The organism is Ureibacillus sp. FSL K6-0165 (assembly GCF_038004285.1).
Lineage (GTDB): Bacteria > Bacillota > Bacilli > Bacillales_A > Planococcaceae > Ureibacillus > Ureibacillus thermosphaericus.
The window spans coordinates 649,094-668,295 of the sequence record NZ_JBBOQS010000001.1 but is presented as its reverse complement, the minus strand read 5'-3'; the positions used below and the strand labels follow the sequence as shown (position 1 = coordinate 668,295).

General features: G+C 35.7%; 20 protein-coding genes. 13 read left to right on the top strand and 7 right to left on the bottom strand.

Features of this window, described 5'->3' with window-relative positions; translation table 11 throughout:
* Positions 1-220: 220 nt before the first annotated feature.
* The 6 genes from NST00_RS03275 (at position 221) to NST00_RS14940 (ending at position 6,067) form a co-directional block, all read left to right on the top strand.
* Complete coding sequence (locus NST00_RS03275) at positions 221-1,120, top strand: TetR/AcrR family transcriptional regulator (protein WP_168412253.1); 900 nt, start codon at positions 221-223, stop codon at positions 1,118-1,120.
* 167 nt (positions 1,121-1,287) lie between these two features.
* A complete protein-coding gene (locus NST00_RS03270; protein ID WP_340710151.1) occupies positions 1,288-2,703 on the top strand; it encodes a LysM peptidoglycan-binding domain-containing protein in 1,416 nt (471 codons plus the stop codon).
* 328 nt (positions 2,704-3,031) lie between these two features.
* Entirely contained in the window at positions 3,032-4,120 is a 1,089-nt protein-coding gene (locus NST00_RS03265; RefSeq protein WP_016838502.1) for a DUF1611 domain-containing protein, read from the top strand.
* The gene (locus NST00_RS03260) at positions 4,117-5,259 is read left to right on the top strand and encodes an alanine/ornithine racemase family PLP-dependent enzyme (RefSeq protein ID WP_168412252.1); all 1,143 of its coding nucleotides are present in this window, start codon (positions 4,117-4,119) and stop codon (positions 5,257-5,259) included. The genes NST00_RS03265 and NST00_RS03260 overlap by 4 nt, the downstream gene beginning before the upstream one ends.
* A gap of 183 nt (positions 5,260-5,442) precedes the next feature.
* A complete protein-coding gene (locus NST00_RS03255) occupies positions 5,443-5,610 on the top strand; it encodes a YfhD family protein (RefSeq protein ID WP_016838500.1) in 168 nt (55 codons plus the stop codon).
* Positions 5,611-5,731: 121 nt separating this feature from the next.
* Positions 5,732-6,067, top strand: coding sequence for a DUF5658 family protein (locus NST00_RS14940; protein WP_016838499.1), 336 nt, complete (start codon positions 5,732-5,734; stop codon positions 6,065-6,067).
* Here NST00_RS14940 and NST00_RS03250 read toward each other — a convergent pair.
* The 3 genes from NST00_RS03250 to NST00_RS03240 form a co-directional block, all read right to left on the bottom strand.
* Positions 6,064-6,861, bottom strand: coding sequence for a nucleotidyltransferase domain-containing protein (locus tag NST00_RS03250; RefSeq protein WP_016838498.1), 798 nt, complete (start codon positions 6,859-6,861; stop codon positions 6,064-6,066). The two genes, NST00_RS14940 and NST00_RS03250, sit on opposite strands and share 4 nt — an antisense overlap.
* An 86-nt stretch (positions 6,862-6,947) precedes the next feature.
* Positions 6,948-7,160 (bottom strand): DUF1540 domain-containing protein, encoded by a 213-nt coding sequence (locus NST00_RS03245; protein WP_016838497.1) that lies wholly within the window; start codon positions 7,158-7,160, stop codon positions 6,948-6,950.
* Between the two features lie 306 nt (positions 7,161-7,466).
* The gene (locus tag NST00_RS03240) at positions 7,467-8,453 is read right to left on the bottom strand and encodes an ABC transporter substrate-binding protein (RefSeq protein WP_340709635.1); all 987 of its coding nucleotides are present in this window, start codon (positions 8,451-8,453) and stop codon (positions 7,467-7,469) included.
* 172 nt (positions 8,454-8,625) lie between these two features.
* Here NST00_RS03240 and NST00_RS03235 point away from each other — a divergent pair, with 172 nt between their 5' ends.
* From NST00_RS03235 to fhuF, 4 genes are all read left to right on the top strand, one after another.
* Positions 8,626-9,630 carry a FecCD family ABC transporter permease gene (locus tag NST00_RS03235; protein WP_016838495.1) on the top strand — a complete coding sequence of 335 codons (1,005 nt, stop codon included), beginning with the start codon at positions 8,626-8,628 and terminating at the stop codon, positions 9,628-9,630.
* Complete coding sequence (locus tag NST00_RS03230) at positions 9,627-10,682, top strand: FecCD family ABC transporter permease (RefSeq protein ID WP_016838494.1); 1,056 nt, start codon at positions 9,627-9,629, stop codon at positions 10,680-10,682. The genes NST00_RS03235 and NST00_RS03230 overlap by 4 nt, the downstream gene beginning before the upstream one ends.
* Positions 10,683-10,774: 92 nt before the next feature.
* Positions 10,775-11,596, top strand: coding sequence for an ABC transporter ATP-binding protein (locus NST00_RS03225; RefSeq protein WP_016838493.1), 822 nt, complete (start codon positions 10,775-10,777; stop codon positions 11,594-11,596).
* Entirely contained in the window at positions 11,589-12,362 is a 774-nt protein-coding gene (gene fhuF / locus NST00_RS03220) for a siderophore-iron reductase FhuF (protein WP_168412248.1), read from the top strand. The genes NST00_RS03225 and fhuF overlap by 8 nt, the downstream gene beginning before the upstream one ends.
* A gap of 117 nt (positions 12,363-12,479) precedes the next feature.
* On the opposite strand, the gene NST00_RS03215 is transcribed toward fhuF, so the two are convergent.
* The 4 genes from NST00_RS03215 to NST00_RS03200 form a co-directional block, all read right to left on the bottom strand.
* Positions 12,480-12,659, bottom strand: coding sequence for a hypothetical protein (locus tag NST00_RS03215; protein ID WP_016838491.1), 180 nt, complete (start codon positions 12,657-12,659; stop codon positions 12,480-12,482).
* 90 nt (positions 12,660-12,749) lie between these two features.
* Entirely contained in the window at positions 12,750-13,439 is a 690-nt protein-coding gene (sfsA, locus tag NST00_RS03210; protein ID WP_016838490.1) for a DNA/RNA nuclease SfsA, read from the bottom strand.
* Between the two features lie 103 nt (positions 13,440-13,542).
* Complete coding sequence (locus NST00_RS03205; protein WP_016838489.1) at positions 13,543-15,060, bottom strand: malate:quinone oxidoreductase; 1,518 nt, start codon at positions 15,058-15,060, stop codon at positions 13,543-13,545.
* Between the two features lie 422 nt (positions 15,061-15,482).
* Positions 15,483-16,106, bottom strand: a complete 624-nt coding sequence (locus NST00_RS03200; RefSeq protein ID WP_016838487.1) for an NUDIX hydrolase — start codon at positions 16,104-16,106, stop codon at positions 15,483-15,485.
* Positions 16,107-16,432: 326 nt separating this feature from the next.
* Between NST00_RS03200 and ahpC the strand changes: the two genes are divergently transcribed.
* The 3 genes from ahpC to NST00_RS03185 all read left to right on the top strand — a co-directional run bounded on the left by ahpC (position 16,433) and on the right by NST00_RS03185 (position 19,027).
* Positions 16,433-16,996 carry an alkyl hydroperoxide reductase subunit C gene (gene ahpC / locus NST00_RS03195; protein WP_016838485.1) on the top strand — a complete coding sequence of 188 codons (564 nt, stop codon included), beginning with the start codon at positions 16,433-16,435 and terminating at the stop codon, positions 16,994-16,996.
* A gap of 14 nt (positions 16,997-17,010) precedes the next feature.
* Positions 17,011-18,543: an alkyl hydroperoxide reductase subunit F gene (ahpF, locus tag NST00_RS03190; protein ID WP_340709634.1), complete on the top strand. Its 1,533-nt coding sequence runs from the start codon at positions 17,011-17,013 to the stop codon at positions 18,541-18,543.
* 160 nt (positions 18,544-18,703) lie between these two features.
* On the top strand, positions 18,704-19,027 hold the full coding sequence (locus NST00_RS03185) for a winged helix-turn-helix transcriptional regulator (protein WP_168412247.1): 324 nt from the start codon (positions 18,704-18,706) through the stop codon (positions 19,025-19,027).
* The last annotated feature ends 175 nt before the right edge of the window (positions 19,028-19,202 follow it).

Sequence of the window (19,202 nt, the reverse complement as noted above, 5' to 3'; positions counted from 1 at the left end):
ACCTCACTTTCTAATCATTTATTTTCTATATAAGACATCCACCATCTTCCAAAACAACCGTTAAGCGATAATCCATTTTATTTCCCTCAAACCATTTTATACCGATGGTTCAATTTTTACAACATTATTGCAAAAACTCTACGAGACATTGATATTTCAATTTTAATTATTTTATACTTATAGTATAAAATGTTGTTTTTCTTGCGGAAAGGGTGGCGAAATGAACAAACGTAAAAGGCAAATTATTCAAGCAGCTCGCGAATTATTTATTAAAAAAGGTTTCAACAATACATCCATTATGGATATTATTGAAGCTGCTAATATTTCCAAAGGAACATTCTACAATCATTTCACTTCTAAAAATGAATGCTTAATCGCTATTTTAGAAGAATCAAGAGAAGAGTTAGTCAATGCTCGCTATCAAATAGCTTCAAATAAAGATACCTCTGATATCAATTTACTAATTAATCAAATTGCTATGGGTTTTCATTTAAGTAGAAAACAAAATTTTAATGAAATCTTTTCAACAACCTTCGACTCCAATGATAAGGATATAAAAGAGATTATTGAAAAACATATGGTCATTGAAATAGATTGGTTAGCAAATCGTTTTGTCGATATTTATGGAGAGAAAATCCGTCCTATCTCTTACGAGTGCGCCATCCATACTTTTGCTATCATCGTATTTTCATTGCATTTTATTCATATCGCAACTGGGGTTAAAGTTGCACCTGAATCGATTATCAAAACAGCACTCAATCGCGTCATTGCCACTATTCCAAACATATTAGAAACTGGTGATGTCGTATTTAATGAAGAAATCGTACACGCTTTAAAATCAAAAGTTAATTCAAAAAAATTATCTAAAGACTTCATTGTCAAACAGCTTGAAGGATTTGTGAATCAATTAACTAAAAATGATTCAGAAAAAGGAGTAGAATTAGCCAATTATTTACTCGATGAATTGAAAAAGCCAGAAGAAAAATTATATGTTCTAGAAGCACTCATATCATCTTTTAATAGTGCTTTCAATAACACATCACATCAAAAAGAGGCGAAAGAAATTTCAAATGCCATTTGGAATTATTTAAATTCAAAAAAACCAACTTCGCGCAATTAATGGATATAGGTAAATTTTCCCCTTAATTTAGTACGTTCCAATATAGAAGTAAGTTTCAAAAAAAAGAGAAAGTCTTCAAAAATGGAAGACTTTCTTTTTACTTAAGCATATGAATTAGCAGTGTGGAACATATAGTGCATTATAAGAATTAGGAAGGAGGCATTCGTCTGAGAATTCATGTCGTGCAGCAAGGAGACACCATTTGGAAATTGGCAAGTATATATCACACAAGCATGAATGCCATTATCCAACTAAACCAACTTCCCAATCCCCGAGAATTACTCATAGGCCAAGCAATCGTGATTCCAGATACAACAACACCGCATATCATTCAATTTGGAGAAACATTATGGTCGATTGCAAGCAATTATGAAGTTTCCGTTCAAGCTATCCAACAAGCAAACCCTACCATCAATCCATATAATTTAATCCCCGGTACAACAATTTATATCCCTCAGCGCTTACACTTGGTTCAACCAGGAGAAACGATGTGGCAAATTGCAGCATATTATGGAACAACGGCAGAAGCCATTATTAAACAAAATGGTCTGCATAATCCAGATAACATCTACCCAGGGATGGTGCTAATCATACCTAGACCGAAACCATCTATTGAAATCAACGCTTATTCATATCAACAGGATGAAGAAGGGGCAGAGTCTGTTAATGCAGTAGGTAATTTACTTACTTATTTCACACCTTTTTCTTACATGATTAAAGAGGATGGTACGTTAGAACCTTTTGCTGATGAATTAATGCTTAATGCTGCAAAATCTCAACAAGCTATACCGATGTTAGCCATTTCTAATTTTTCATCTACAAGCACTGGCTCGAACCTAGCCCATGTTGTTTTATCCAATCAAGAATTAAGGGAAAAATTAATCAACAGCTGCCTAAAAGTAATGGAAGAAAAGGGCTACCGTGGATTGAATATCGATTTTGAGTATGTGCTTCCAGAAGATCGGGAGAATTATAATGAGTTTTTACAGCTGACAGTCAATCGCCTTCATGAAAGGGGATATTTCGTATCTACTGCGGTCGCACCAAAAACAAGCAATGAACAGGAAGGTTTACTATATACTGCCCATGACTATGAAGCTCATGGCCGTTTAGTAGACTTTGTTATTCTAATGACTTATGAGTGGGGGTGGAGGGGAGGTCCACCACGAGCCATCTCTCCAATTAATCAAATAAGACGTGTAGTAGAGTATGCATTAACGGTTATTCCTGCTCAAAAAATATTTTTAGGATTTCAAATATACGCAAGAGATTGGAAAATTCCTCACGTAGAAGGGGCAATTGCCGAGACCTTTAGTCCACAGGAAGCTATTCGCCGTGCAACCCGTTATAAATCTGAAATCTTTTATGATGAAAATGCTCAATCTCCATTTTTCAGATATGTGGATGAAAGCGGGCAAGCTCATGAAGTATGGTTTGAAGATGCAAGAAGTGCTCGAGCAAAATTTAATTTAGCGAAAGAATATAACTTACGGGGCATCAGCTATTGGGCTTTAGGTTATCCATTCCCACAAAACTGGGCATTATTAAACGATTATTTTGATATTATTAAATTGAATCGTTAACATACTTACATTTGCAGTGCAAACGAAAAATAGATTGTTTGTGCTGCTATTTTTTATGGAGATTTAAGACATAAAGATTCAGTACAATTACAAAACTTCTAAACTATTAACCTAAATTTTGGGAAATTTCATGAATTTTGTTTCTATTTTTTGCGTAAAAAAATAAATAATCTTATAATTAAGTTAATACTTTAACCCTTGGTTTAGTTAACAATTGAATATTTCACCTATAGAACATCTTTTACTTCATTGTATTGGACTCTACCATTACTTCAAGAAGCAACAAAGATGTTTTTTGTTTATTCTTCGGTAAATGGAGGGATTGTACATGAAGAAAATAGCAATTATTTATTGTGAAGGCCAATTTGGTTCAATGGATGGAAAAACCGCTAATGGTCTGATTCGTGAGCCAGGATATTATGAAATAACCGCAGTAATTGATAGTACAAAGAGTGGTTTGGATTCTGGTGAATATTTAGATGGTGTCAAAAATGGAATCCCTTTATGTAAAAACCTCAAAGAAGCATTAACAATTTCCAAAGAAAAACCAACAGATTTTATCCTCGGAATTGCCCCTAGCGATGCCTTTTTAAAAGATGAAGAAAGAGCCGTCATTTTAGAAGCGATGAAGGCTGGCCTAAACATCATTAACCCACTGCAAGAATTTCTAACTGAAGATGATGAAATGATGAATAATGCAAAAAAATATAACGTAACCATTCGCGATATTCGAAAGCCAAAACCGAAAAAAGAGTGGCATTTATTTACTGGTGGAATTTTAAAAATCAATACACCGATTATTGCAGTACTCGGTACAGATGGTGCTTGCGGAAAACGTACAACTGCGAAAGTGCTTGAAAAAGGTTTCAGAAACCGCGGATTCAATCCAATCTTTATTGCCACTGGACAAACAGGTTTAATTCAGGGTGCAGAGTATGGTTTTGCAATGGATGCTTTCCCACTCCAGTATTTAATTGGAGAATTGGAGGGGGAAATATTGCGTGCCCACAAAAATGAAAATCCTGACATTATCATTGTGGAAGGGCAAGGTGCGCTGAGCCACCCAGCCTATGCTAGCTCATGCGGTATTTTAAGAGGTGCAAGACCACAAGCAGTCATCTTGCAACATCCGCCAAAACGAAAAGTGTTAGGAGATTTTCCATTTATGCCAATGCCGGATGTTCAAGAAGAAATTAACTTAATTGAACATTATGGAAATACAAAAGTGATTGCCATCACATTAAATCACGAAAATATGACAGATGAGGAAATCGATCAAACAATTGTAGAATACGAAAATAAATACCATGTACCTGTTAGCGATGTGTTGAAAAAAGGTGATGAAAAAATCATCAATGCAATCATTGACTTCTTCCCATCCTTAAAAAATAAGGATAAGGTCGTGAGTTCAATATGAAACTAAAACCCATTCCTCGAATTGAAATCAATCTTGATAAAATTCAACACAACGCAATCGTTCTAAAACAATTATGCGAAGCAAAGGGGGTGGAAGTGACAGGAGTAGTCAAAGGCGTTTGTGCTGATTTACAAATCGTCAATACATTAATTCAGGCGGGAATCACAAGACTTGCCGTATCGAAAATTATTCATTTAGAAAAATTAAAAAAGGCAAATATCAATGCAACCACTATTTTACTTCGAACCCCTGGGATGTCTGAGATTCCCAATGTCGTCAAATATGCAGATATCAGCATGAACACTGAACTTACCATCATTCGTGCATTATCAGAAGAAGCTATTAAACAAGGGAAAATCCATAAAATTATAATTATGGTAGAAATGGGTGACCTTCGTGAAGGTGTCATGCCAAAAGATCTACCAGCATTTATTAATGATGTAATAAAACTCCGAGGTATCGAAATTGTTGGTTTGGCAACAAATTTTGCTTGTTTTGGTGGCGTCATACCGACAGAAGACAAGATGCGAGAGTTCTCTTCTCTTGTTCAGCAAATTAGGCAACAATTCTCTTTACAACTCCCTATCGTATCAGGCGGAAACTCTGCAAATATTAAATGGCTAATGGAAACGAAAAATATTGGTGTAATCAATGATGTACGTCTTGGTGAATCGATTCTATTAGGAAGAGAGACGACTAAAGGCGAAGTCATACCGAAACTTTATCAAGATACATTTAAATTTGTTGCAGAAGTAATAGAGGCGAAACAAAAACCTTCTGTCCCTTATGGTAATCGTGGCAAAAACGGCTTTGGTGAATCAATCGAATTCCATGAACAAGGTTGGATTAACCATATTCTCGTTGGAGTAGGAAGGCAAGATGTATCTGTTTCGGGCTTAACACCAACAATGCCTGTGAAAATTCTTGGTTCAACCAGCGACCACATTGTGTTAGATGGAAAAAAAATACTTTTCAAACCTGGCGACGAGATAACTTTTATCCCCAACTATGGAGCGTTACTTTCCATTATGACCTCTCCATACATTCATAAAACTTATATTGAATTTAAAGGAAGTAAACATGAGAAACAAAACAATGTATACAGTATTTATAAACAAAAAATTATACCACGTCATTAGTTGACTTTTGGGATGCTACTTATTCACGAAGCATCCCAAATATATTGCCCCAAATTGTTGTGCACCAATATAAGCCTCTCAATAAAACTTATTCTTTTCATTCCTCCAATTAATGCTTTTCAATGTGATAAAAAAATCGCATCTTGCCATATTAAGATTAACTATCAAGAAAGGAGATCTAATATGGGAAGAGATAATAAACAAGGCCAAACCAATAATGCAAGTTCTTTGCCACAAACACCAAAACAAGAAAAAATCTCTGCTAGAGCCGCGCAAGAAGAGTTTTCTCGTGAACTATCCCAATTAGAACAGTTAGTGTTGGAAAGAAAAAGAAACAAAAAAAATAAATAACATTGTATGGTGGAATTCACATAATAAAGCAAGGGAATTGCTTATATCTATGTGAATTCCACTTTTTTTAGAAAGTTGCTTAAATGGTTATACTATTGAAAAAATCTATAAGGTGTATTGAATGAAAAGAAACAAGCAAATTTTTATATTGAGTTTATTGGTTGCAATCTTAAACATATTTGATGGTATAGCCACACATTATGGTTTAATGAATAATTTCATAAAAGAAATAAATCCTCTGATGAGATTCTTTTTTGAAGCAAATCCATATTTATTTCTAGGAATTAAATTCAGTCTTTCCGTATTCATTTTTATTGTTTCTAATCTTGTTATTTTAAAATGCATAAAATCATTTCAACGGTTCTATCTTTATGCTTTAACAGGTATTTCAATCTTATATTCTGGGCTTTTTTTCGTACATCTATATTGGTTATGGATGAGTAATTATAGTTTCTAGAATGCATCAAACTTCTCATTCCAAACTTCTCTTAAAGTCTCACGAAATAGCTTATCTAACTGGACAGTTGGATTATTCTTTTCTCCATACAGATTTTTTATATAGTCCTGCAATGAATACAATTCATGTTCGATATAATCATTGAATATTGGAATAGGCCGAATGGTTTCCCGTTTGTCGAAAACTTTAGATTTCACCAACTGCTCAATCTCATTTCTCAATTTACCATCAACCTTCATTTGTGAAAGCAAATGCTGAAAATGTATCGGTGGGATTTCATTGAACTGTTCAATCCATTTACAAGCGAACAATGAGCGCAAAGCGTATAAATAGCTTTTTACCTTCACATTCTCTCCTTGGAGAGATGCATAATTTTGTTTGGCAATTTGTATGTAATGTGAAAGCATCGATTTCGGATTAAAAACCTCATCCTCCAATAAGCGCAACTTAGAAATAAAGCTATATGGTTGTAAATAAATGGGGCTACTTCTCATCCATTCTAAAATAGAAGGATTACATTTTCGGAATAACCTTAAAGCTTTTGTAACTTCCCAACCGCTTATATCAAGATGATCGTGAATCGGTAACTCGATGACATCTCGTTTTTTTCCAATTCCTTGGGGATCGATTGTAAGATACCAGTCTACTGGATGGATATAAATAAAGCGAACATCGTAATCACTTTCTTTTGAGGCAATTCCCCATGCTCTACTACCAGATTCAACAGCAAATAATACTTTTACATGATGACTGCGTTCAATTTGTTTCAGTTGATTGACAATGACTTCATACATTCATTACAGCTCCTCAAAAAATAAGGGACTAAATAGATTAGTCCCCGCAATTTCTCAATGATTGGCCTGCCCATACTTCCGAAAGTCTACTTTTTAGGTCTAAACGTTTTACAGCAAGTTTCTTCTGATGATTTAGCCCTTTCCTCAATCTCTCGGAAGTCTACTTCTGAAGCAAACTCTGACGACTTATCTTTGGAATCTGAATCCGTATCAATTAAAATTTTCTCCGCACCACAGATATTTCCTTTTCTGTGGAAATAGCAATTGGAGACGGTACAGTTTACTTCTACATTCGGCATAGCAATCCTCCTCATTGAGATAAAATGAGAAACAGCATTACTATTTCTCAAATTGTATTTTGCTCATTTTTTCAACCATTTATTTTGAAAAAAAATAACTAAGAAGTAAATAATTGAAGCGCATTATTTGTTTAAAGGGTGCAAAAAAAAGTGTCTAGAAAGTCTAAACTTTCCAGACACTCTTATATAATCAACCTTTGCTCCTTGAGGTAGTTGAAACAAGTATCCTCGTCGCAAAGTGCCGTTTTAAAATGGCTTTTTCAGACGGCCAATTCTAAGTTTATACTTGGGATATTATGGCAGATATTAATTCGTTAATAATTTTTCTAAATCATCTAACATCAAGTTTGCTGAAATTACACCGCCGGAAGTGTTCCAAATTGCATCGCTCACTTCAAAAGCATTACCGTTTTTAACGGCATTTAGATTTTGCCATAGAGGATCACTTGTCCATTCCTTTGCTGTATTTAATGCCTCTTGATCTCCCTGGGGAGCATAAGTGAAGTAGAATAGGTAATCTGCATCCATTTTCGGAATAACTTCTTTTCCTACTTCAACAGCTAAATTGCCAAGTTTATTATCTGAAGTAAACAACTCTTCCTGATGAGCAACACGCTTGAAACCTAATTCATTGAAAATAACCCCTGAAAATGAATCAGTGTAATAAATACGGGATTTTCCAGCCATAAAGCGAACAACAGAAATTTCTTTGTTCACTTTGTCACCAAGTTTTTCTTTCACGTCGGCAACGTGTTGATCGTAATGACCTAATACCTCATTTCCTTTTTCTTCGAGATTTAACGCTTTAGCATATAACTTAAAGTTTTCTTTCCAATCACCACGTAAAGTTTCAGAAAAAACAGTAGGTGCAATGGCATTTAATTGATCATAAATTTTTTCTTGGCGAAGCTTGTTCCCGATAATTAAATCAGGTTTTAACGAAGCAATTTTCTCCACATTCACTTCACTCTCAGTCCCAACAACTTCGACGCCTTCCATATCCTTGCTAATATGTTCATACCAAGGATCACCAAGCCAAGATTGAACCGCACCAACTGGCTTTACTCCTAAAGCCAACAATGCTTCGGTTCCTTCGTTTGTAAGAATAACAACTCTTTTTGGAGTACCTTTGATTTCTGTGGATTCCATTGCATGTTCAATTGTATACGTACTTTCTTCTGTCGTTTTTTGATCTGTTTTTTCAGTTGCTTTTTCTTCTTTGCCGCCACATGCCGCCAGCAATAAAACGGCTATTACAGAGAAAAGAATCAAATATGTTTTGAACAGTTTCACTTGTACTGTATCCTCCTTAACTAATTGTAAATGATAATCAATTTCAACAAGCTAATCATAAAGTAACCTATACACCTCTGTCAATATACAATTGAAAATGATTATCAAAGTCATTGACAGCTATGTTTAGTTGTATATAGACTTAAAATAAAAAAGAGAGGTCTTCAAAAAGATGTTGTTGAAAAGGACTTCTTATAAATGGATTGGCCTTTTTGTTACTTTCCTATTAATGATTGGTTTTATGTGTGCCAGTGTTATCTTTGGATATGCTGATACTACGTGGAGAACAGCCATTGATTCTTTTACCCATTACAATGGATCGAATGAACATATTATTATTCAAAAAGTAAGAATCCCAAGGGCATTAATAGCTGCGGCAGTTGGGGCAAGCCTAGCGATTGCCGGAGTTCTAATGCAGACGTTAACAAAAAACCCGTTAGCTTCACCGGGGATTTTTGGTATTAATGCGGGAGCAGGCTTTGCAGTTGTTGTTGCTATGACAATATTTTCTGTTCATAATATGCAAAGTTTTAACGTACTTGCGTTTCTTGGCGCCGCTTTTGCTGCCATTAGTGTCTACATAATTGGTTCTTTTGGGCGTGAGGGGCTGACACCAATGAAGTTAACCCTAGCTGGAGCAGCGATTTCTGCGATGTTTGTTAGTTTTACCCAAGGATTGCTCGTTATCGATGAAGCACTACTTGACCAAGTATTGTTTTGGCTGGCAGGGTCTGTTGCAGGGAGAAATCTTGAAACGCTTATTTCAGTTATTCCTTATATGACGATAGCCTGGCTTGGTTCAATATTCATTTCAGAAAAAATGAATATTTTTGCTATGGGTGAAGATGTTGCCAAAGGATTAGGTTTAAATACTGGTTTCATAAAAATTGCGATTGGAATTTTGGTTATATTATTAGCTGGATCTTCTGTCGCTGTTGCAGGACCAATAGGCTTTGTGGGAATTATCGTCCCACATCTTGCAAGAGCAATTGTAGGAATGGATCACCGCTGGGTTATTCCAATGGCCGGAGTTTTGGGGGCAATTTTATTATTAGCAGCAGATATTGCTGCCAGATACATAGTAATGCCATCAGAAGTCCCTGTTGGTGTGATGACCGCCGCAATTGGAACTCCATTCTTTATCTATATTGCAAGAAGGGGGTTCAATGCGCGATGAGTAAATACAAAAATTTACGCCTTTTTAACGGCAAGATATCATTACTAATTGATCGAAAAGCTGCATTTATTTATACAACCTTAGCTATAATCGCATTTGTTGTTTTTGTAATAAGCACAGGTTTAGGGGAAATGAAGATCAACCCGTTGACAGTTGTTAAAGTGCTACTTGGCTTAGGTCCAGAGATGGAAACATTGGTTATCACATCATTCCGTCTGCCAAGAATTATCGTCGCCTTAACTGTCGGTATTTCCCTAGCGATTGCTGGCGCCATTTTACAAGGAATGGTAAGAAACCCACTTGCATCACCTGAAGTATTGGGGATTTCTGGCGGTGCGGCAGTAGCCGTTGTCGGTTTTATGTCCATCTTCAGCGATCAGAACCATTCTTTAACAGTCAGCATAGCTTGGTTGCCATTAGCTGCATTTATTGGTGCTAGTGTGGTGGGGGTCTTAGTTTATTTCCTTTCTTGGAAAAATGGGGTATCCCCTATTCGCCTTGTGTTAATTGGCATCGGGATTTCCGCACTTATGCAGGCGTTCACCACATTTTTAATGGTAACTGGACCAATCTATCAAGCAAGCCAAGCAAATATTTGGATTACGGGCTCAGTTTATGGATCGAATTGGACAAACGTTGCAATGCTTGTTCCAGGGGCGGTTATCTTAATAATCCTCGCCATTCTTGCTACTAGACAGCTTAATATTCAGGAATTAGGTGATGATGTAGCAACTGGGCTAGGCGATAACGTTCAGAAACATAGGTTTCTATTATTAATGTTAAGTACAGCGTTAATTGGCATTTCAGTAGCTTTTGCCGGTACGATTGGTTTTGTTGGGCTGATGGCTCCCCATATGGCAAGACGTCTTGTTGGCTCATCCTTCGAGGCGTTGATTCCTACATCCGCATTTATTGGAGGAATACTTGTAATGCTTGCAGACTTAATCGGCCGGACCGTCTTTTCACCTTTAGAGGTGCCTGCAGGCGTATTCACTGCAGGAATCGGAGCGCCATATTTTATCTATCTGCTTTTTAAAACAAGAAATTCTTAAAATGAAGTGAATGAGTATCAGAAGAGATATTTTCTTTGGAAGTGCTCGGAACGAAATTATTCGAAAACTAAAAATAAAAAGGAGCTAGCAAGATGACGAGTGCGATTGAGACGAAAAAATTATCGATTTCCTATGGAAAAAACCTCATAATTCACGAGTTGGATTTAAAAATACCAAAGGGTGAGATTACCATATTTATTGGAGCAAATGGCTGCGGAAAATCGACGCTTCTTCGTTCGATCGCCCGTCTGCTGAAGCCAACATCTGGTACGGTTATTCTTGAAGGTAAATCAATCGCTAAGCTTTCTACCAAAGAAGTTGCTAAACAATTGGCAATCCTTCCTCAATCACCATCTGCACCGGAAGGCTTAACAGTTTTGCAACTGGTAAAACAAGGACGCTATCCTCATCAAACTTGGCTACGTCAATGGTCAGAAGAGGATGAAGAAAAAGTAAACAATGCTTTGAAGGCGACACGACTCGAAGAATTAAAAGAAAAACCGGTAGATGCTCTTTCCGGTGGACAGCGCCAGCGTGCTTGGATTGCCATGACTTTGGCTCAGGATACGGATATCATTTTATTAGATGAACCAACCACTTATTTAGACCTGACCCATCAAATCGAAATACTTGATTTGCTTTTTGAATTAAACGAAAAGGAAAAACGTACGGTGGTAATGGTCCTACACGACTTAAATCTTGCTTGTCGATATGCCCATCATATTGTGGCTATCAAGAATCAAAAAGTTTTTGCCCAAGGGAAGCCGGAGCACGTCATTAATCGAAGTCTAGTAAAAGCTGTCTTTGACATGGATTGTGAAGTAACACCAGATCCTTTGTTTGGAACGCCGCTGTGCATCCCACATGGCAAAGGTAGATGCATTTTAAAAGAGGTAGTTATTTCCCATGGTTAATACATTAACAGAGAAAGAATTACAGATATTGAAAAAATATAGATTAAATTCTGAATCGATTCATACTTTCAATGTTTATCAATTAATGGATGAAATTTATCTTAAAGAATTCATTTCAAAAATTGCCGAGATGATTGGTGCCCCTTCAGAAAAAGTTGCAGCTTCCATTTTTATGAAGAGATTTGCTTTCGTTGCAGTTATTTCTTTATTTGCTATGTCTGTCTGGAACAAAAAACTCAATGTTGAACTGAATATGATTGAAATGGAATGGCCAGAGAAAGGGGAAAACTGGATTCCAATAATTAATCTTAAGGATTTAAGCTTTGAGGAATTGAATCAAAACTGTCAAAGCCGTTCCTTTTGGCGGCAAGAGGTTATAAAGGATTTATTTTTAAAAAATATTTCTCCACTCATCGCCATGTTTGAAAAAACGATTGGCATTTCCAAAACGATTTTATGGGAAAATATTGCTGTGTACGTATTTTGGCTGTATGAAATGGAGTTAAAGGAGAATCATCAACAAGCCATTGATGACTTTCACTACATTATTTTTGAAGCAGATGGATCATTATTTGGTAGTCATATAGGAAATCCACTGCGAAAATATTATGGTAAGAAATCATTTGTAGATAATGGAGCAGAGCTCAGAATCAGAAAAACATGTTGTTACAACTATCTCCTTAATAGTATGAAGCGATGCAAAACATGTCCTTGCATTTCTAGAAAGATGGAAGCAAAATCATTAAAAAAACATTTTATAGAATAATCGATTATACGCTTTACAATTGAAGTAAAGCGTTTTTTTATGGTAATACTTTCACTTAAAAAAGCTATGGAAAAGTATCCATAGCTTATAAATACTCAATAATTCAAATGGTCAGTCTTAATGCCATGCTGTTCTTTCACTGATTGGTTGTTGTATACGCCCTTTTTCCTTCTGGGAAGTTGTTTCAATTGCCATATCAGAAGCAAATTCTGTTGATTTTTGATTAGGGGATTGGTGAAATTGAAGCTTATTTTTGCGTTGGAACTCGTCTTTATGTTTATTATCCTCGATTGACATAACCATCCTCCTTATTGAGCAAATTGAACAAATCTAATTTGTTCATTATTAAATTGTCCTAAATTCTTCTTTTTATGTAACAATCCTTTTTCATATTAATTCAACGGGAATTCTATTACTGATTACCATACATTGTTCACTTACACTTGTTTCGTAAGCTAAAATTTGCACTCCTTGTTTTGAAGCTTGTCGTAACGCATTTGAAAAGGATGGGTCTGTTTCATGATTAGGTACAAAAAGGCGACAACCCTCCATTTGAATAATAAATAATATGATTCCTTTATAACCTGCCTCCACCGCTTTCATTAGTTCTAAAACATGTTTTGTCCCCCTAGAAGTGGGTGCATCAGGAAACACCGCTACTCCATCTTTCTCTAACGTTACGCCCTTTACTTCAATAAACCCTTTTTCTTCTTGCGTTTCAAAGTATAAATCAAATCGGGAATCTCCATATTTCACTTCTTTTTTTAATTTTTGGATGGTTCCAATTTCAGCAATTTTCCCATCTAATATCGCTTCATAAGCAACAGTATTTGGTGCCTGGGAATCGATATTTACCCACCGTTCGCCTTTTTTCACAGCAATGAGCGAATATTTTGTTTTCCGGTTCGGATCATTACTTTCTTCTAGTAACACTTCTACATTTTGTATCAACAATTCCTTTAGGCGACCAGTGTTTTTAACATGGACTTTTTCTTTTTGACCATCGATATAAACTTCAGCAACAAAGCGGTTCAATCGTTGATAAAAGATTCCCCTAACCATATTGATGTATCTCATTTATTTCACATCCATATCCTGTTATTTTGCAAGTAATAAAAAACATACCAGATTCCCTTTATAGAGATCTGGTATGTTAAGACGGCTATGTAGAGAGCCTTCATTATTGAATTGTTTCTAATTCTTTCTCTATATTTTCTTTTCCTAAACCTAAAATTTCATCAGTAGAAGCTTGTATTTCTTTGAATAGATCTGGGTTGTCTAGTAATTTTTGACCATAGGATGGAATCATTTCTTTAATTTTTCCTTCCCATTTTTTCATTTCTTCTGGGAAGCAGCGATTAATTACATCAAGCATTACTTTAACCGCTGTTGAAGCACCTGGTGACGCTCCTAATAATGCAGCGACAGAACCGTCAGATGATGTAATGACTTCTGTACCGAATTGCAATGTACCTTTACCGCCAGTTTCAGTATCTTTAATTACTTGTACGCGTTGTCCAGCAATAATAATTTCCCAATCTTCAGCTTTTGCATTAGGAATAAATTCACGTAATTCTTCAATACGTTGTTCTTTTGTTAACATTAATTGTCCGATTAAGTATTTTGTTAACGGCACGTTTTTCGCACCGCAAGCAAGTAAGGTCAATAAATTATTTGCTTTAATTGAAGCAAATAAGTCCATGTAGGAACCTGTTTTTAAGAATTTAGGTGAGAATCCTGCAAATGGTCCGAACAATAAAGATTTTTCACCATCGATATAACGAGTATCTAAGTGCGGCACAGACATTGGAGGTGCTCCAACTTTTGCTTTACCATATACTTTTGCATGGTGTTTTTTAACGATTTCAGGGTTTTTACATACTAAGAATAAACCACTTACTGGGAACCCACCAATGTGCTTACTTTCTGGAATCCCTGTATCTTGAAGTAAATGTAAGCTTCCGCCACCTGCACCAATAAATACAAAATCAGCAGAAACGTATTTCATTTTAATGCTGTCTAAATCGTGGACTTTTAATTCCCAACGGCCGTCTTTTGTGCGTTTAATGCCTTCAACGATATGTTTGTAATGTACTTCAACACCTTGATTTTGTAAGTGTTTCACTAAAATACGCGTTAATTCACCAAAGTTTACGTCCGTACCTGAATCAATTTTTGTAGCTGCGATTGGTTCTGTAATAACGCGGTCTTCCATCATTAATGGAATCCACTCTTTTAATTTTTCCGGATCGTCACTGAATTCCATACCTTCAAATAGATGTAATTTTGAAAGTGCTTCAAAACGCTTTTTCAAGAAGGAAACATTATTTTCACCTGTAACGAAACTCAAGTGTGGTAACGGCATTATAAAATCTTGCGGATTCTGAATTAAATTATTTTTTACAAGGTAAGCCCAAAACTGCTTAGAAACTTGGAATTGTTCATTTACATTAATTGCTTTGGAAATGTCAATGGAGCCATCTGGTTTTTCAACAGTGTAGTTAAGCTCACATAGTGCGGCATGTCCTGTACCCGCATTGTTCCATTCATTTGAACTTTCTTCGCCAGGCTTATCAAGTTTTTCGTAAATCGTAATATTCCAATCTGGAGCAAGCTCTTTTAGTAACGTCCCTAAAGTTGCACTCATAATACCGGCGCCGATTAGAACGACATTTTTCTTAGTTTGACTACTACTCATTTTATAACCATCCTTATCTCCCCTATTTTTTCCATAAAGATGTAGACTATTTTTTGTCAACATCTTCTTGTACATTTTGACCTTATTATAGTATAACACTTTTAATTTGAGATTTAAATATTATATCTATGCTCTGATAGCAAGTTAAAATGTACATTTATGGAAAGGATTTTTTTATACATTCATGTGTATAAAAGCTATCATTACTTTCTTTTCTTATATTGATTTATATTATTTACCGTATTTGGTGAAATTATTTTCGAATGCATGATGAATAAAAAATGAAATATTTGGATTCATTACAATTATATTGATATAACATCTTGAGCACAAAACAAATAATAAGTGCTAGCAAATTTTTTATTTAAACAACTCTGATATGCTTCGTAATCATTTCTATAATTTTACCATTAGAGAATATCTTATTTATTTTTCAGTATTTCAACAAAATGTTTTAAAATTCTCGCCGTTAAACCCCAAATGGTATACTGCTCATAGTCGTAAAACCATTCTTCCATTTCTCTTGTTCTCCATTGATAATCCTTACCATTAATAATTTTTTCATAAGGAAAATCTGATGGCGGAATGATCTTTATTTTTACTAAATGAGAATATGGCTCATAATTGAGAAGCCACTTTATTGGAATCGTAAAGATTTCTTCTACTTCTTCTTTATTATAAGAAGGTTGAATAACTTGATTATCAATTGTTGCAACATATGGATAAATAACAAAGGAAGGGGAAGTTATTAACGGACTTAGTTCACCTATTACTTTAATTGTATTGGGGTGAATTCCCAATTCTTCATGGGTTTCCCTCAAAGCTGCTTCTAATGGAGAGGCATCTGAATCTTCGACACGGCCTCCCGGAAAACTAATATCTCCTGGCTGTTTTCTTAACGTAAATGAACGCACTTCAAAAAGAATATGCCATTCTCCTTCTATTTGAATGATGGGAATCAACACTGCAGAACGAAAAGCTGTTTCTTCACCAATAAATTTTATTTGCTGTGTATTTAACTTTCTCTTCAATTGTTCCAAAAACACTAAACTCCACTCTCCCCTCTATGAAACCTTTGTACTCTATCCTAACATAAACATTCATTATAGATAGGAGTTTGTTTCTTGTATTACCCATTCGTATCTTCTAAAATAAATATATAGTGAAAAATGGAAAAGTTTAGTTTGTTCGTCACTTCAATTCATTTTCCATTTTTATGTATATATATGTAGTCTAAAATATAGACTAATGTTTGAAATGTTTAATATATTCCATTTGACAAAAAAAGATATGTATATAATAATTAATCCTAGCTAATAATTATTATCAAAAAGTTTTAATATTAAAAATAAGATTTTTGGAGGTAATGAATATGTCATTAATCGGAAAACAAGTACAACCATTTACTGCTCAAGCTTACAAAAATGGTGAATTCATCACAGTAACTGAAGAAGATTTCAAAGGTCATTGGTCTGTAGTTTGCTTCTACCCTGCTGACTTCACATTCGTATGCCCAACTGAATTAGAAGATCTTCAAGAACAATATCCAAAACTTCAAGAATTAGGCGTTGAAGTATTCTCAGTTTCAACTGACACTCACTTCACTCACAAAGCATGGCACGATACTTCAGAAACAATTGGAAAAATCACTTACGCTATGATTGGTGACCCAACTCACGTTCTTTCTAAACAATTTGAAGTGTTAAGAGAAAACGAAGGTCTTGCTGATCGCGGTACGTTCATTATCGATCCAGATGGTGTAATTCAAGCTGTTGAAATCAACGCTGAAGGTATTGGCCGTGACGCAAGTGCTTTAATCGACAAAATTAGAGCTGCTCAATACGTACGTAACAATCCTGGTGAAGTTTGCCCAGCAAAATGGAAAGAAACTGGTAAAACACTTAAGCCAAGCCTTGACCTTGTTGGTAAAATTTAAGGAGACGATTCAACATGGCATTAGATGCAGAAATAAAATCTCAACTAAGTCAGTATTTACAGCTGCTTGAAAACGATATCGTTTTAAAAGTAAGTGCTGGTTCTGACGAGGTATCTGAAGAGATGCTAGCTTTAGTTGATGAGCTAGCATCCATGACACCAAAAATTAAAGTAGAAAAAACAGAACTAAAAAGAACACCAAGCTTTAGCGTAAACCGTGTTGGTGAAGACACTGGTATCACTTTTGCCGGTGTTCCATTAGGACATGAATTTACTTCATTAGTACTAGCTTTACTACAAGTAAGTGGCCGTCCTCCAAAAGTTGAGCAAAATATCATTGATCAAATTAAATCTATCAATGACGAATACCACTTTGAAACTTACGTTAGCTTAACTTGCCACAACTGTCCTGATGTTGTACAAGCACTTAACATCATGAGTGTGTTAAATCCTAACATTACACATACAATGATTGATGGTGCTGCGTACAAAGAAGAAGTGGAAAGTAAAGATATTTTAGCTGTACCAACAGTTTTCTTAAACGGTGAACCGTTTGCTAGCGGCCGTATGACGATTGAAGAGATTCTTGGAAAGCTCGGTAAAGGCTCAGATGTGGAAGAGCTATCCAATAAAGATCCGTTTGATGTATTAGTAATCGGCGGTGGGCCTGCGGGAACTAGTGCAGCAATTTATGCAGCTCGTAAAGGTATTCGAACAGGTATTGTCGCAGAACGCTTTGGTGGGCAAATTTTAGATACATTAACAATTGAAAACTTCATCAGTGTAAAAGAAACAGAGGGACCTAAACTTGCAAAAGCCCTTGAAGAACATGTGAAAGAATATCCTGTTGATATCATGAATTTACAACGTGTAAAACACCTTGAAAAGAAAGGCGATCTAATTGAAGTAGAACTTGAAAACGGCGCCGTTCTGAAAAGCAAAACAGTCATTATTGCAACGGGTGCACGTTGGCGTAACATTAATGTACCTGGTGAACAGGAATTTAAAAACAAGGGTGTTGCATACTGCCCTCACTGTGACGGACCATTATTCACAGGAAAAGACGTTGCGGTCATCGGTGGAGGAAACTCCGGTGTTGAAGCAGCGATTGACCTTGCTGGAATCGTTAATCATGTCACAGTGCTCGAATTCAATGAGCAATTAAAAGCTGATGAAATCTTACAAAAACGTCTACATAGCTTGTCTAATGTGACGGTTATTACTAATGCTGCTACAAAAGAAATCACTGGTACAGACAAAGTCAACGGACTTACATATGTAGACCGTGTTACTGGTGAAGAAAAACATATTGAATTAGCAGGTGTATTCGTTCAAATCGGTCTTGTTCCAAATACAGAATGGTTAGAAGGTACACTTGAACGTAATCGCATTGGTGAAATCATTGTAGATAAAAAAGGCGCTACGACAATCCCAGGTGTGTTTGCAGCAGGTGACTGTACAGACGGTCCATATAACCAAATTATTATTTCCATGGGCTCTGGCGCAATTGCAGCATTAAGTGCATTCGACTATCTTATTAGAAATTAATATTACAATAAAGCAGTCCTTTTTTGGACTGCTTTTTTATTTTCACTTGAGATTTTTATTCAATGTTTAGTTACTTACTGTAATGATGTTAAATAAAATAACTTATTTTGTTTTTATAAGCGACTTTTTGATAAAATACTTAATTAGAGAGGTGTTGTAATTGGAACAGCCAGCGATTTGCCCAAAATTTGAAAAAGCAATATCCATCTTAAGTCAGAGATGGACTGCATTAGTGATATATCAATTACTTTCTGGACCAAGACGTTTTAGTGAAATACAGTCAACTATCGGTATTAGTGGAAAGGTTTTATCTGACCGCTTAAAAGAATTAGAACAAATGGAGATTATTAATCGAAAAGTGTTTCCTTCTACTCCCGTCGTGATCGAGTATTCATTGACGGAAAAAGGTCGTTCGATGGAACCCATATTGAAATCAATTGAAGAATGGTCTCAACAATGGATTTCCGTTGAATCTGTTAAATGATAAGAAGCCAAGAGCTTGGGACAAAACCCTAGCTAATAAAAAATCGTCACTTATGATTTTTCATGAAGTGACGATTTTTTATGGAAAACGTTGTTCTCCGTTCCGGCCGACGCTTTCCGCGGGCACGGCTCAAGCCTCCTCGGTACTCGTACCTCGCACCTGCGGGGTCTTGAGG

Coding starts and splice junctions, on each gene's coding strand:
- NST00_RS03275 (WP_168412253.1), top strand. CDS start 221: ATGAACAAACGTAAAAGGCAAATTATTCAAGCAGCTCGCGAATTATTT.
- NST00_RS03265 (WP_016838502.1), top strand. CDS start 3,032: ATGAAGAAAATAGCAATTATTTATTGTGAAGGCCAATTTGGTTCAATG.
- NST00_RS03260 (WP_168412252.1), top strand. CDS start 4,117: ATGAAACTAAAACCCATTCCTCGAATTGAAATCAATCTTGATAAAATT.
- NST00_RS03255 (WP_016838500.1), top strand. CDS start 5,443: ATGGGAAGAGATAATAAACAAGGCCAAACCAATAATGCAAGTTCTTTG.
- NST00_RS14940 (WP_016838499.1), top strand. CDS start 5,732: ATGAAAAGAAACAAGCAAATTTTTATATTGAGTTTATTGGTTGCAATC.
- NST00_RS03250 (WP_016838498.1), bottom strand. CDS start 6,861: ATGTATGAAGTCATTGTCAATCAACTGAAACAAATTGAACGCAGTCAT.
- NST00_RS03245 (WP_016838497.1), bottom strand. CDS start 7,160: ATGCCGAATGTAGAAGTAAACTGTACCGTCTCCAATTGCTATTTCCAC.
- NST00_RS03235 (WP_016838495.1), top strand. CDS start 8,626: ATGTTGTTGAAAAGGACTTCTTATAAATGGATTGGCCTTTTTGTTACT.
- NST00_RS03230 (WP_016838494.1), top strand. CDS start 9,627: ATGAGTAAATACAAAAATTTACGCCTTTTTAACGGCAAGATATCATTA.
- NST00_RS03225 (WP_016838493.1), top strand. CDS start 10,775: ATGACGAGTGCGATTGAGACGAAAAAATTATCGATTTCCTATGGAAAA.
- fhuF (WP_168412248.1), top strand. CDS start 11,589: ATGGTTAATACATTAACAGAGAAAGAATTACAGATATTGAAAAAATAT.
- NST00_RS03215 (WP_016838491.1), bottom strand. CDS start 12,659: ATGTCAATCGAGGATAATAAACATAAAGACGAGTTCCAACGCAAAAAT.
- sfsA (WP_016838490.1), bottom strand. CDS start 13,439: ATGAGATACATCAATATGGTTAGGGGAATCTTTTATCAACGATTGAAC.
- NST00_RS03205 (WP_016838489.1), bottom strand. CDS start 15,060: ATGAGTAGTAGTCAAACTAAGAAAAATGTCGTTCTAATCGGCGCCGGT.
- ahpC (WP_016838485.1), top strand. CDS start 16,433: ATGTCATTAATCGGAAAACAAGTACAACCATTTACTGCTCAAGCTTAC.
- ahpF (WP_340709634.1), top strand. CDS start 17,011: ATGGCATTAGATGCAGAAATAAAATCTCAACTAAGTCAGTATTTACAG.